The sequence below is a fragment of the Vibrio intestinalis genome, assembly GCF_025195085.2.
Lineage (GTDB): Bacteria > Pseudomonadota > Gammaproteobacteria > Enterobacterales > Vibrionaceae > Vibrio > Vibrio intestinalis.
The window spans coordinates 18,634-31,727 of record NZ_JANAVY020000022.1; the positions used below are offsets into that span (position 1 = coordinate 18,634).

Below are 13,094 nucleotides of genomic sequence, written 5' to 3' on the forward strand. Positions count from 1 at the left end.
GTTACTCCACTCGTTCTAACTTAACGTCATAATCTTTGAACAACATCAATAGGTGATATTGACGCCCGGTTTTCACCACTTTGACCACTTTCTTCCAATCACTCAGTTCTGGCTCGGAGAAATGGGCCATCACACCGATGTAATTGGTGTCTTCGCTGATTTCAAACGAATTGATAAATTTGAACTGCCCTGGAACAAGCATGTAATCGTAGTTTTCTACGTAGTTACTTTTTAGCGCTTTAGATGGACTACGAGAGATAAGGTCATAGTCAGCAGACATAAACATTGAGTCATCTTCTAGTTCAAACACTCGCACTTCGATGGGTGCGGCTTCTCCCATTACATTAGGGTTCACGCCATCATCGCTAACAAGGCTAAAGCTGACCGTCGTTGGCCCTTCATGCGGCGCGACCGGCTCTGAAGATGAACAACCAACAAGCGCGAGCGCGCTAGCCAAAATTAATAGATATCCTTTCACAATTTACTCTCCACTTGTTGGGTACGGATTTTTTTGTCGTACGCTTGTTCAAATATTTCCCAAAACAGTTTTTCAAAACCTTGTTGATGGTTGGCGGTTAACTCTTGGTGGTAGTGCTGATACATCTGCCAAGACCAAGCATCGGCCGCGTTATCACCTAACTGATTATCGTGTTGATACTTACCACCTTGGTAACGCTGAAAGCGGCGATGAAGCACTGGTGGTGATAAAGCGACTAACAGCTGCGACAAAGCCTCTGAAATGGCATGTTGCGTTGCGTCGTTATGCTCAATGACATTTTGTAAGCTTTCCTCAACCGCAGCTGGCGCCGATAAATGAACAAAACTCTTTTGACTATCGAACAGCGTTTTAACTGTTTCGGAATAATCGAGCCCGAGTTTGATCGGGTTATCTTCAATTGGACGCAGGTTTCGGCTGGCGACCTTAAAGCGTCCTTGATTAAGCTGCTGATGCACATCTTGCAGGCCTCGAATGGCATTTTGCATACATTGGCCGAGCTCTTGAGATAGCAAATGTAATTGGTCAACATTCTTGCTCTGATCTAACTCGACGCCTAAGCCTTGAAACATTGGCCCCGTTAGAATGTGATCGTTGTGTTTCTCACCTTGTTCGTTTGTTGAATGTGTAGGCTTAGGCACATTGGGCAGCTCCATATACTGCGTATCTTCCATAAACTCGGATTCTGAAATTCTTGAGTCTGAGCAATCGCCTTTAATCAAGGCTTGCTGTGCTGCTCCATTATTTGTCGTCGAGACGACCGGATTTTCCAACAAACTGTGGTCACGGTTTTCTATCAATTGATCAACCGGCTCTATCTGAAATGAGACCGCTTCCTCTTGATGTGGTGTCCCTTGCCCTTCATAGGAATCAATCAGAGTAAGGTTTTCGTCTCTAAACTGCCACATGGTCGCGAAGCTAAAATGAACACGAATGTTCACTTCACCTAACTGAATTTCGTCAAGATCGTTCAATGCGATCAAACGGCTGCTACCTAATGGCACTTTATTGCCATTAATGCGCGTTTGGTTACTGCTATCTCGCAAACAAAACTGCTGAGAAACCCAAATAATTTCGCAATGAATCGGCTCGATACTGTTAGCCATATCATTAAGCAGCCACCCCGCATTGGCAGTCGAACCTATGGTTCCCCCACTACGAGTAAACTGATGTTGAACATGAACGCCAGGTTTCAATTGAAACGGGTTCGATACAGAAAATTGAATGGTATTCATACCTACGGCCTTACCTCTAATCCCTACTGCCTTATCTGACCTTACTGCCTCACTTGAATAGTGACGCTATCTTTCACTGGCGTTTCACCTAAAAATGAATCCCACCCCAACGCGACTAAATTGTCTGAACAAAGTGTTAACTGCGGTCGTTCTTCTTCCGTCATTGACAGCTCGATGTCATATGCAAATTGCTCTCTGAGTGCGTGTTCCACCAGTTTGCACAGAGGGTGAAACTCTTCCCCTGATGGCAAGAAATCACGATATCTCTGGCGTGATAGTCCAGAGATCACAATGACAAACTTGCTGCTTGCATCTCGAATCTTGCTGCCGAGCATGGTATCGACACCCAACTGCGCATTACGCTGACCAAGTTGCTGTTGTTGCTCAGTGACGATCGGAGTTCTGCGCACTTGCCACTGCTTAATCGACACCTGTGGTAAATCAAAATAGTGAGCAATGATCCCCGCCACCACTTGAGGTGAGCGACTTTTCCCGGCAAGCAAACCTGAGTAAGCCAGCATTTTGCACCAGTTGATTGGTGTCTCACCTCGCAGGTATGGATCGCCCAAACCTACTAGCGCAAACAACTGGGCTGAGAAACTGTCTTGCGCGTCTTCTTGAAAACGAATGTAGTAGCGATATTTTCGCCACACTCGATACGCCAAGCTGATCAATCGATTGTTAAAAAAATCAAGAAACGGACGCTTGAACCCTTGAGTGCCTTCCGTGGCAATCTGCTCCAACATAAACCCAGGTAATGGCGACTCGGCGCCACACAAACCAAAAAAATTGGTTTCTAGATACAGATTGTTGGCTTGATTACGGCCAATACTTGAGATATCTGAAGGTGAAAAACCTAAGCTTGGATTGGCACTAAACACCAACTGACAACGTTTTTCCCATTCATGACACTCAGGATTGATCCCCTCCAAGCGATGTAACAATTCAACCAACTGATAAAAGCTGTAATCCTTAACGTTACTTGGCCACTCCTGTTGGACCAACGCACCGTTTACAGAAGTGGTTGTTGACCCTGACGGATATCCCATGTGTATCTCTCTTGATTTTGCGAATTCACAATCTCTAATTGATGGAAAGAGTTAATACTGGCGTACAGTGCGAAAAAGTGATTTAGCACCGTACCAAATAGATACAACTCTCCCTCAGAGACAAAGCACTTAGGATCAAGCACCAATATGGTTTTAAGCCCGCGCACAGATAAGCCTTTTACAATTCGATCAACAGGCTGAGACTCGACTTTTAAGATGCTCGCCAAACGTAAGTTCGCAACCTTTTCAGCTTGTCTATCCACCAGCGCTTTGAAATCGTACACTTGCAAAATACTGCTCAATGCTTCCTTACTTTGCAGTGATAGATAGTTGAGCGATAAATTACTGATCAGCATCCACTGCAAACTACCATCAAGCATTGGGCGCAGTGTTTGCGTTGGCCGTGTGATGTTCTCAAAGGTTGCATACGGCGGTGATGTATCTGTCGGCTGACAAATATCACCAATACCCAACTCCATCGGTAGTTGACGATTGGTACAAGTCAGCTTCAGCGACACTGATTCATCCATATCGACCGCGTATGTCTCGTCCGCGCGAACGAATGAGATAAAATGGTCAAAACCATCACTTCTGATCGAATCTTTTACTCGCACTCGGTAGTAAAGCGACTGACGGCTTTGCACACGTTCAATCTCATGTTGAAAACTCTCAAATGCTTTGTAATCTCTACGTTGACCACGATGACGAGCCTTCGAATCTTTGGAGTCTTGCCAACTAAACACTTGGTCGACACTAAACACTTCATAATGCGAAGGTGTGCGGCTTGATGGAATCAACTTGTATTCCGCTTTCTTACCACTCAAATCAATCGGATCAGCATCATGTTCAAACAAGTTGATTGCAGGCACGCAATACAGCTGAAACTGCTCATCAGAAACATAAATATTGCTTGGGATCGTCTTATTAAAATGTAGCTTGAGGGTAAAATTGCCAGTGACCCCTTTTGCCACAGACTTGCTTAGACCATTGATTTTCACAAAGTTGAACAAGTCAGGGTATGACAAGTACTCTTGGAGAATTCGATAGCCTTCGTGGGCATTTTTGGTGTAAGGAAGCACACTGTCTTGCGAATCAAAGCCAAGCACGCCCATACCATGCACAGGAATATTAAAGCTAGTTCCTTGCACGTCCACTTCAATCGATTCTAAGTAGTGATTGATCCAGAAGTAGATCATTTGCGCGCTAAACGCATCGCCACCTAGATAAAAGCCTAGATTGTCGATTCCCGCTTCACCAAAAGTAACGCCACCTAAAAGATTTAACTCAATATTGATGGTGGTCGCTTTGCGACTTCGATGGGTAATCACGTCCTCGCAAACGAGAGGATAAATCTCAACATCACGACAAGTACGGAAGTGACAAGAAGTACCGAAAACAGCATTGCTATCAAGCTGAGTGCCTTTTTTAATCACTTGGCGCTCACTCAAGCTACGGTCGGGCGTAAAGCGCATGACCGTTGTACTTGGGATAGGACGCAAATAGTTCGGCCACAGCATGTTGATCATCGAGTGGGTTAACTCAGGGAACTGGTCTTCAACTTTCTGCCTTAAGCGAGCAGTTAAAAACGCAAAGCCTTCAAGTAGACGCTCAACGTCAGGGTCAGCATGCTGACCCTGCAAATAGCGTGAAAGCTGGGGATGTATTTGGGTAAACTGCTTTCCTTGTTCTTTTAAGAACGAAAGCTCTTCCCGAAAATACTTATCTTGAGCCATCTAAGAATACACCCTGTACTGCTTGTTCTGATCCAGCATCAGCTGAAGTTGGACTTTACGGTGAAGCATTTCACTATTGAGCTCAGCATCGATCTGAAACTTCAACGAAAGCGTGCTGATGCTTTCACGCATCACGTTCACTCTGACATTAGCTAGCCTAGGTTCATAACGTTCTAGGCAATGAGTAATCGCTCTTTTTATCTTGAGTGATAGATCGAGAGACTCTAATGTCGCGTCGTTAAAATCGATAAGTCCGAGTTCTGGAGAGCTTAATGATTCACCCATCCGCGTATTAAGCACATTGGATACGTTTCTCTTGATTGAGTTGAGCACGTCCACCAAATCAGGCCCTTGGGTTACTGAAAAGGTTTTGTCGCTCGAACCCAATCTTTCAAAGAAACTTACTCCAAAAGTGCTTTCTTCTGGAGCAATGTAAGTCATTAGCTTTGATCCAATCGGCCAACTAGTGACAGTTCAAAGTTCGCACCCATGTATTTAAAGTGAGGACGTACTGCCATAGAAACCTTGTACCAGCCAGGGTTACCTTCAACATCACTCACTTCAATGCGCGCTGCGCGCAATGGGCGTCGACTACGAACGTCCGCTGGTGGGTTCTCTTGGTCAGCGACGTATTGACGAATCCAACCATTAAGCTCGCGCTCAAGATCTTGACGCTCTTTCCAAGAACCAATTTGCTCACGCTGCAGCACTTTGATGTAGTGTGCTAGACGGTTAACAATCATCATGTACGGGATTTGAGTACCAAGCTTGTAGTTGGTCTCAGCCATCTTACCTTCTTTAGTGTTAGGGAAGATTTTCGGCTTTTGAATCGAGTTAGCCGAGAAGAATGCGGCGTTATCACTGCCTTTACGCATAGTAAGTGCAATGAAACCTTCTTCTGACAATTCAAACTCTTTACGGTCAGTCACTAAGACCTCTGTAGGGATCTTAGCTTGCAGTGCACCCATTGACTCAAATACGTGTACAGGAAGGTCTTCCACTGCACCACCGCTTTGCGGGCCAATCACGTTCGGACACCAGCGGTATTTCGCAAAACTGTCAGTCAAACGAGTTGCAAATGCAAACGCTGTATTACCCCACAAGTAGTGGTCATGAGAAGCACTAACGCGTTCTTCATAGTTAAACGACTTGATTGGGTTTTCTGTTGGGTCATAAGGCACACGCAAAAGAAAACGTGGTGCGGTTAAACCAAGGTAACGCGCATCTTCTGATTCGCGAAGGCTACGCCACTTAGTGTATTTCGGGCTTTCAAAAATCGACTTGAGATCTTTAACGTAAGGCAGTTCTTCAAACGAATCGATACCAAAGAACTCTGGACCAACAGAAGAGAGGAATGGCGCGTGAGCCATTGCACCAACATTACCAAGATACTGAAGTAGCTTCATATCTGGCGTAGAAGGCGTAAAGGCAAAGTTACCAATGATCGCACCAACGGGTTCACCACCAAATTGACCGTAGCCAGAAGAATAAACGTGTTTATATAAACCCGATTGAGAGATCTCTGGAGAGTACTCAAAATCTTCGAGCAACTCTTCTTGAGTTGCGTGAAGCAATTCAATTTTGTTGTTCTCACGGAAATCAGTACGATCAATGAGTAGCTTTAAACTACGCCAAGAAGACTCAAGCTTCTGGAACTGATCGTTGTGCAGAATTTCATCCATCTGCGCACTAATTTTTTTATCCAGTTCAACCAACATTTGGTCAACCAGACTTTTATTTACTTGTTGAGATTCACGACTTGAACCAACAAGATTTTCGATAAACGCAGACACACCACGCTTTGCAACTTCATAACCTTCATCCGCTGGCGCCATGCGAGTTTGCGCCATAATTTCATCAAGCAAGTTACCTTGCTCAGCGGATTGCTTCTCCAATACGGTTTCTGTAGTGGACATGATTTCATTCCCTTAAAAAATAACAAATGTTATTAGTCAACATTTCTACTAAATTATTTCTTGTCACCAACAAGATCGAGCTCTTCGAGAAGCTTCTTACGTGACTCATCATCCGCTAGTAGGCTTTGTAGGCGATCACCAAATGCAGGGATGTTGCCAAGTGGGCCTTTAAGTGCAACTAGCGCTTCGCGCAGCTCAACTAACTTTTTCAGTTCAGGCACTTGTTCTGCAATGGCATCAGGAGAAAAATCGGCTAGGGTTTGAAATTTAAGCTCAACAGGTAAGTCTACGCCTTCTTGTTCACCCAGTTTGTTCGGTACACTTGTTGTGATGTGAAGATTGCTTTCGCCCATTACGGATTCGAAATTATCTTTATTGATTGAAACCGCTTCACGCTCTTCAATCGGTTGATCATTGTCACCACCAACAAAATCACCAACGACTAGGGTTTTCAGTGGAAGTTCGACCTCTTCCTGCTGGTCACCCGTTGCTGGGATATATTTGATATTAATACGCTCTTTAGGCGCTACACTACCTTCTTTTGACATGCAAATGTCCTCGATCACCTATGCCATAGTTAAAAAATGCCGCTATAGCGAAAGCCATAACCACGATTCACTTCATGCGGAATTCACCGCGAATAGATTCATTCTGACGTAAGCCCCCTATCGTGCATTGCGATGTAACTTTGGGGGATTAATTTGATGGGATGCAGTCTAGAGAGATGGGCTAATAAATCATTCGCCGCGAAAAAAAAGTTTGAAGTGAGCCGATCAAAAGCACTCTTTACTAATGCGGCTTTGTAACATAAGTGAGACAGAGGAAGGTTTTCTAAAAATCAATAACTTAAGATTAATTTCACATAGGAATCACCCTACATTTACCGTGCCACCACCAACCACAACACCGCCACAAGAGACAGCATCACCGGTTCGAGCGACTGGTTTTCCATCGGCAAATACCGTGCCAGAGCCAACGGCAATGGAGCGACCATGAGGTGGATGCTTAGGTTTAGCATGAGCCACTAAAGGATCACCGACTCGCGCTGTAGGGATACCATCCATTTTGACAGTGCCAGAACCAGCAACCACTGGTGTAGGTGGAAAACCGTCATGCGCCGTGCCAATATCACCAACAACAACTCGATTACCCATGAAATCTCCTTAACTTTACAAACTCATTAAGTATCGCGACACAGTTTTGCGACACTGACTCACAAACTTAGCAGCAAGAAGCGTTCCTACCCTAAAAACCCGTTTTACGCGCAAATTTCGGTCAATTATTACCTATACAGGCAAAATACTGCTTATTCACAAGTGAATTGTTGCCAGTAAGTATTCACTAACGTTGATCTTTTGGTGACCCCATCACCACCATAGTGGTAATTGAATCGACATGAGCACATTCACCCAGCACATCGGCGTGAAACTTTTTATAGCTGATGAGATCTTTGGTTTCTACTCGTAACAGGTACTCGGTTGAACCTGTGATGTTATGACACTCCACAACCTCATCGATAAACTGAACATGTTGTTCAAACTCAAGCTGTGACTGCTTTCTGTGATTCGATAGACCAATAGAGACATAAGCGATAAAGCCAATACCTAGTTGACTAGCATTGAGCTTGGCGCTGTAGCCAGTAATGACATTCGCGCGTTCTAGATCTTGCACTCGTCGCAGTGTTGCCGAGGGGGAAAGGCCTATTCGCTGAGCAAGCTCAACATTGGAGATTCTGCCGTCCACCTTTAGCTCGCGCAATATTCTTTCGTCAAACTTATCCATAAGTGAATTTTATTGCCATATTGATTTCATTTAGCTCAATAAAAGCATAAAATTTAATCATTTGCTACGTAAACTGTCATTGACCGGTCACCAACATCATCTAACAAATACAAATGACGAGGATATTACTATGCAATGGGAACAACTTACGGCGTTGGCACTATTTGCCTTTGTGTCTACTTTTACCCCCGGTCCAAACAACCTAATGCTGATGACATCAGGAGCAAACGTCGGGTTTATTAGAACCATTCCACATATGCTTGGCATCACGTTAGGTTTCCCGTTAATGGTATTACTCGTTGGTTTTGGATTGGTAGGCGTGTTCGACACCTTCCCTATCATTCATCAAATTCTTAAATTCGCTAGCCTCAGCTATTTACTCTGGCTTGCTTATCGAATCGCCACCAGCAAATCACCGGACACTCGCACCGAGCAGTACCAGCCGATGAGCTTTATTGGCGCGGCGGCTTTTCAGTGGGTGAACCCTAAGGGGTGGTCAATGGCACTCACGGCGGTCTCTGTTTACAACCCATCGAATAGTTTAATCGGATTAGCCGCAATTGCTGTCATCTATGCGCTATCTAATGTCCCTTCTGCATCCTTTTGGACTGTCGCTGGCCAGCAATTACAGCGCTTTCTAACTAACCCTAAACGCATCACCGTGTTTAATTGGTCAATGGCATTATTGCTGGTTGGGTCAACAATACCGATGCTTTAACAGACAACTACACTTTAAGAGATACCTATTCTTTAAAAGGGACAATGCTCTAAGTATCAATTGTAAATTTAGTTAAATTGACTATCTGCTAAAGAGATATGCTGATAGTCTTACTTCTAAATGAGAAGAATAATATTTATCGAGTAGACACATGCAAAAACCAGCCTTTCAAACCGTTTCGGTTATCTCAACTCAACAGATCACTCCCAATATGCAGCGCTTAACTCTCGCAGGGCAAGGCCTAGCAGAATTTCCAAGCGATTGCGAAGGGGGCTATATCAAACTGCTTTTCAACGCGGTTGGTGGTACTGATTTAACTGGCTTGGATGAGAATAATCGCCCAGTAATGCGTACCTATACCATTCGTCGATTTTTAGCAGAGCAACAGGCGATCGAAGTTGACTTTGTGCGTCATATTACTCAAGACAACCAATGTGGTTTTGCTTCTCGTTGGGCTATGAACGCACAAGTTGGCAATACCATTAGCCTGCGCGGCCCTGGAATTATTGCCAACTTGAACACCGCGGCTGATTGGTTTTTCCTCACTGCAGATATGACCTCACTGCCTGCGCTGTCAGCAAAAATTAAGCAGCTACCCGAAAACGCAAAAGGCTACGCCGTAATTCAAGTTGAATCGCTTGAAGATAAACAAAAACTGCAGGCGCCTGATGGCATCGAGGTCCATTGGATAACTGAAGGGCTAGCGGATAAGGCACGTAGCTTAGAATGGTACGAAGGCCATGCTGCAGTATGGTGCGCGTGTGAATTTGATTCGATGCGACAACTTCGCCAATACTTCCGCAATGAAAAAGAAGTATTGAAAGATAACCTTTATCTAAGCAGTTACTGGAAAAAAGGCGTTTCGGAAGACGGGCATAAAGTCATTAAGCGTCAAGACGCTGAAGAAAATAGCTAATTCAATCATTAAGGAGAGCCTCGGCTCTCCTTACTATTAGGCTTCGTTTAATTTCTCAGCTAAGAAATCAATCAACAATCTTACCTTAGGCGACAAGTTTCGATTCTGCGGATACAGCGCCCATATCCCTTCTCGCTCATCTCGATAATCCGCTAATACTTCGACTAACTCTCCCTGCTGCATTGCTTGTTGAACATAATAATCGGGCAATTGAACAAGTCCTAAACCCTGCTTTGCCGCATCGAGCAACGCGTACCCCGAATTACATCGAATCCGACCTGATACTCGAATCGAGCGCTCCTTGCCTTGCTCACGGAAATGCCAGTAATCAATAGAACCGACTAAACATTGGTGATGATGAATTTCAGACAACGTATGGGGCACACCAAAACGGGATAGATAGTGCTCACTGGCACAGACAAACAGTTGTCTACTAGACAGCTTTTTTGCTATCAAAGTTGAATCTTGCAATCGGCCTAAACGAATAGCCACATCGCAGCCTGTTTCAATCAAATCAACCGTTTGGTTGGTTAAGCTTAGCTCCAAGTCTAATTTAGGGTATTGCAGTAAAAACTGATTCAGTAACGGAGCAATATGCATCTCACCGTAAGTCACTGGCGCGGTAATTTTAAGCTTACCTTTAGGCTCCGCCTGCATTTGCGTCACCGCCAGTTCAGCCTGCTCTAAACCTTCAACCAATGCTTTACATTGCTGAAAATAGAGCTGCCCAGCCTCGCTTAAGGTGACTTTTCGAGTCGTTCTATTTAGCAGCTTCACCGCTAGTCTTTCTTCAAGAGCGGAGACTCTGCGGCTGACTTGAGCCACGGACGTATCCAACCTTTTTGCGGCTGCAGTAAAACTCATGGTTTCTGCCACCGCCACAAACTCTGTCACCCCTTCCCAACTTGCCACTAGCTACCTCTTCCAACTTAGCCATTATTACAAATACGTAAAAATCATTTTCAATTTAACAGGATTATCATTTTTTGGGAAATACCTAGAATACACCTCATCGAAACAACGGCGTAAATCGACTCGCTCAACAAGCAATAACGACTACGCTTAATGGTATTAAAAACACTCGTACACTGAAGCGATACGAGGCAATAAAAAGGGCAATCCAATGGCACTAGAAATCAAACCTGGTCAAGAATTTATCAAATCTAAAGCGGCTGTCGCATGGGCAGCAGGCGAACCTCTAAAAATGGAAGAAGTGGACGTACAACTTCCAAAAAAAGGTGAAGTATTAGTTCGTATCGTTGCGACAGGCGTTTGCCACACTGATGCATTCACACTATCAGGTGACGATCCAGAAGGTATCTTCCCTTCAATCCTTGGTCATGAAGGTGGTGGTATTGTAGAAATGGTTGGCGAAGGCGTAACAAGCGTTGAAGTCGGCGACCACGTTATCCCACTTTACACAGCTGAATGTGGCGAATGTAAGTTCTGTAAATCAGGCAAAACCAACCTATGCCAAGCAGTACGTGAAACACAGGGTAAAGGCCTAATGCCAGATGGCACAACGCGTTTTTACAAAGATGGTCAGCCGATCTTCCACTACATGGGTTGCTCAACTTTCTCTGAATACACAGTGCTACCAGAAATTTCATTAGCAAAAGTAAGCAAAGAAGCGCCTCTTGAAGAAGTATGCCTACTAGGCTGTGGCGTTACTACTGGTATGGGTGCGGTACTTAACACTGCTAAAGTGAAACAAGGTGATACTGTTGCAATCTTTGGCCTTGGTGGTATCGGTCTATCTGCAATCATTGGCGCTCGCATGGCTGGTGCTAGCCGCATCATCGGTGTTGATATCAATGAGAGCAAATTCGAACTAGCAAAACAGCTAGGCGCAACTGACTGCATCAACCCACAAACATTCGATAAGCCAATCCAAGAAGTGATTGTTGAGATGACAGATGGCGGCGTGGATTACTCATTCGAGTGTATCGGTAACGTTAACGTAATGCGTCAAGCGCTTGAGTGTTGCCATAAAGGTTGGGGTGAGTCAGTCATCATTGGTGTTGCAGGTGCAGGCCAAGAGATCTCAACTCGTCCGTTCCAATTGGTTACTGGTCGCGTATGGCGTGGCTCTGCATTCGGTGGTGTAAAAGGCCGTTCAGAGCTACCAGAAATCGTAGAACGCTACATGGCGGGCGAATTTGGCTTACAAGAGTTCATTACTCACACTATGTCATTAGGTGAAGTAAACGAAGCTTTCGATTTAATGCACAAAGGTGAAAGTATCCGTACCGTTATTCACATGGACCGCTAATACTAATCCACTGCCTAATTAGCAATGTCCATTTAAAATAACGATACACACTTAACAACTATGCCCACTTAGAGTCAATTTAAGTGGGCAGCTTGCAATAACGAAGATTGATTGAAAGGAAAACCATGAGCCTCGAATTAGTGAGCCAAACAAAAACATTTGGCGGTTGGCACAAACAATATAGCCACGTTTCAACAAGCGTTAATTGCACTATGCGCTTTGCGATTTTTCTGCCACCCAACGCCACACCATCAAACCCTGTACCTGTGCTGTATTGGCTTTCAGGTTTAACCTGTACCGATGAGAATTTCATGCAAAAAGCGGGCGCATTTCGAGTTGCCGCTGAGCTTGGCATCGCTATTGTTGCACCAGATACAAGCCCGCGTGGTGAAGGTGTCGCTGACGATGAAAACTACGACCTTGGCCAAGGCGCAGGCTTCTATTTAAATGCGACTCAACAACCTTGGGCAAAGCATTACCACATGTATGATTACGTGCAGCAAGAATTGCCAAAACTGATCGAAGCTAACTTCCCAGTATCCAATATCAAGGCGATTTCTGGACACAGTATGGGTGGGCACGGCGCACTTACCATTGGTTTAAAGCACGCTGATAGCTATCGCTCTATCTCAGCTTTCAGCCCTATCAGTAACCCAACGCAAGCTCCTTGGGGACAAAAGGCTTTCACTGCTTATCTTGGCAGCAACCGCGAAGACTGGGTAGATTATGATACTTGCTTGTTACTAAAGAAAGGCGCTTGTCACTTACCTATGTTGGTTGACCAAGGGGACGCTGACAATTTTATGGACGAGCAGCTAATGCCCAATACGCTGCAGCAAGCCGCTGAGTCACAACAAGCCAACTTAACGCTGCGCATGCAGCCTGGTTACGATCATAGCTACTATTTCATCGCTAGCTTTATCGAAGATCATCTGCGTTTTCACGCTAAGCATTTATTCGCGTAGCCACATCATCTT

14 protein-coding genes are annotated in these 13,094 nt (G+C 44.7%); 4 read left to right on the forward strand and 10 right to left on the reverse strand.

What is annotated here, in order from left to right; all coding sequences use genetic code 11:
* Position 1: 1 nt before the first annotated feature.
* From tssJ to MU515_RS18835, 9 genes are all read right to left on the reverse strand, one after another.
* A complete protein-coding gene (tssJ, locus tag MU515_RS18795; protein WP_260261935.1) occupies positions 2-478 on the reverse strand; it encodes a type VI secretion system lipoprotein TssJ in 477 nt (158 codons plus the stop codon).
* A complete protein-coding gene (gene tagH / locus MU515_RS18800; RefSeq protein ID WP_260261936.1) occupies positions 475-1,731 on the reverse strand; it encodes a type VI secretion system-associated FHA domain protein TagH in 1,257 nt (418 codons plus the stop codon). The genes tssJ and tagH overlap by 4 nt, the downstream gene beginning before the upstream one ends.
* A gap of 41 nt (positions 1,732-1,772) precedes the next feature.
* On the reverse strand, positions 1,773-2,780 hold the full coding sequence (tssG, locus tag MU515_RS18805) for a type VI secretion system baseplate subunit TssG (protein ID WP_260261937.1): 1,008 nt from the start codon (positions 2,778-2,780) through the stop codon (positions 1,773-1,775).
* Positions 2,744-4,513 carry a type VI secretion system baseplate subunit TssF gene (tssF, locus tag MU515_RS18810; RefSeq protein WP_260261938.1) on the reverse strand — a complete coding sequence of 590 codons (1,770 nt, stop codon included), beginning with the start codon at positions 4,511-4,513 and terminating at the stop codon, positions 2,744-2,746. Before tssF ends, tssG begins: the two co-directional genes overlap by 37 nt.
* On the reverse strand, positions 4,514-4,954 hold the full coding sequence (tssE, locus tag MU515_RS18815) for a type VI secretion system baseplate subunit TssE (protein ID WP_260261939.1): 441 nt from the start codon (positions 4,952-4,954) through the stop codon (positions 4,514-4,516).
* Complete coding sequence (tssC, locus tag MU515_RS18820; protein ID WP_260261940.1) at positions 4,954-6,429, reverse strand: type VI secretion system contractile sheath large subunit; 1,476 nt, start codon at positions 6,427-6,429, stop codon at positions 4,954-4,956. Before tssC ends, tssE begins: the two co-directional genes overlap by 1 nt.
* A gap of 53 nt (positions 6,430-6,482) precedes the next feature.
* Entirely contained in the window at positions 6,483-6,977 is a 495-nt protein-coding gene (gene tssB, locus MU515_RS18825) for a type VI secretion system contractile sheath small subunit (RefSeq protein WP_260261941.1), read from the reverse strand.
* Between the two features lie 321 nt (positions 6,978-7,298).
* A complete protein-coding gene (locus MU515_RS18830; protein WP_260261942.1) occupies positions 7,299-7,583 on the reverse strand; it encodes a type VI secretion system PAAR protein in 285 nt (94 codons plus the stop codon).
* 187 nt (positions 7,584-7,770) lie between these two features.
* Positions 7,771-8,211: an Lrp/AsnC family transcriptional regulator gene (locus MU515_RS18835; RefSeq protein ID WP_260261943.1), complete on the reverse strand. Its 441-nt coding sequence runs from the start codon at positions 8,209-8,211 to the stop codon at positions 7,771-7,773.
* Positions 8,212-8,341: 130 nt separating this feature from the next.
* Between MU515_RS18835 and MU515_RS18840 the strand changes: the two genes are divergently transcribed.
* Both MU515_RS18840 and MU515_RS18845 read left to right on the forward strand, forming a co-directional pair.
* A complete protein-coding gene (locus MU515_RS18840) occupies positions 8,342-8,929 on the forward strand; it encodes a LysE family translocator (RefSeq protein WP_260261944.1) in 588 nt (195 codons plus the stop codon).
* 151 nt (positions 8,930-9,080) lie between these two features.
* A complete protein-coding gene (locus tag MU515_RS18845) occupies positions 9,081-9,845 on the forward strand; it encodes a siderophore-interacting protein (protein ID WP_260261945.1) in 765 nt (254 codons plus the stop codon).
* A 36-nt stretch (positions 9,846-9,881) separates the two neighbouring features.
* Here MU515_RS18845 and MU515_RS18850 read toward each other — a convergent pair whose 3' ends face one another.
* Complete coding sequence (locus MU515_RS18850; protein WP_260261946.1) at positions 9,882-10,757, reverse strand: LysR family transcriptional regulator; 876 nt, start codon at positions 10,755-10,757, stop codon at positions 9,882-9,884.
* Positions 10,758-10,968: 211 nt separating this feature from the next.
* Here MU515_RS18850 and MU515_RS18855 point away from each other — a divergent pair, with 211 nt between their 5' ends.
* On the forward strand, positions 10,969-12,117 hold the full coding sequence (locus MU515_RS18855; RefSeq protein ID WP_260261947.1) for an S-(hydroxymethyl)glutathione dehydrogenase/class III alcohol dehydrogenase: 1,149 nt from the start codon (positions 10,969-10,971) through the stop codon (positions 12,115-12,117).
* A 125-nt stretch (positions 12,118-12,242) separates the two neighbouring features.
* On the forward strand, positions 12,243-13,082 hold the full coding sequence (gene fghA / locus MU515_RS18860) for an S-formylglutathione hydrolase (protein ID WP_260261948.1): 840 nt from the start codon (positions 12,243-12,245) through the stop codon (positions 13,080-13,082).
* The last annotated feature ends 12 nt before the right edge of the window (positions 13,083-13,094 follow it).

Excerpts from the sequence above, each read along its gene's own strand:
- MU515_RS18855 (WP_260261947.1), top strand. The coding sequence starts at position 10,969 with ATGGCACTAGAAATCAAACCTGGTCAAGAATTTATCAAATCTAAAGCG.
- MU515_RS18845 (WP_260261945.1), top strand. The coding sequence starts at position 9,081 with ATGCAAAAACCAGCCTTTCAAACCGTTTCGGTTATCTCAACTCAACAG.
- MU515_RS18830 (WP_260261942.1), bottom strand. The coding sequence starts at position 7,583 with ATGGGTAATCGAGTTGTTGTTGGTGATATTGGCACGGCGCATGACGGT.
- tssB (WP_260261941.1), bottom strand. The coding sequence starts at position 6,977 with ATGTCAAAAGAAGGTAGTGTAGCGCCTAAAGAGCGTATTAATATCAAA.
- tssC (WP_260261940.1), bottom strand. The coding sequence starts at position 6,429 with ATGTCCACTACAGAAACCGTATTGGAGAAGCAATCCGCTGAGCAAGGT.
- tssG (WP_260261937.1), bottom strand. The coding sequence starts at position 2,780 with ATGGGATATCCGTCAGGGTCAACAACCACTTCTGTAAACGGTGCGTTG.
- tagH (WP_260261936.1), bottom strand. The coding sequence starts at position 1,731 with ATGAATACCATTCAATTTTCTGTATCGAACCCGTTTCAATTGAAACCT.
- MU515_RS18835 (WP_260261943.1), bottom strand. The coding sequence starts at position 8,211 with ATGGATAAGTTTGACGAAAGAATATTGCGCGAGCTAAAGGTGGACGGC.
- fghA (WP_260261948.1), top strand. The coding sequence starts at position 12,243 with ATGAGCCTCGAATTAGTGAGCCAAACAAAAACATTTGGCGGTTGGCAC.
- tssF (WP_260261938.1), bottom strand. The coding sequence starts at position 4,513 with ATGGCTCAAGATAAGTATTTTCGGGAAGAGCTTTCGTTCTTAAAAGAA.
- tssE (WP_260261939.1), bottom strand. The coding sequence starts at position 4,954 with ATGACTTACATTGCTCCAGAAGAAAGCACTTTTGGAGTAAGTTTCTTT.
- MU515_RS18840 (WP_260261944.1), top strand. The coding sequence starts at position 8,342 with ATGCAATGGGAACAACTTACGGCGTTGGCACTATTTGCCTTTGTGTCT.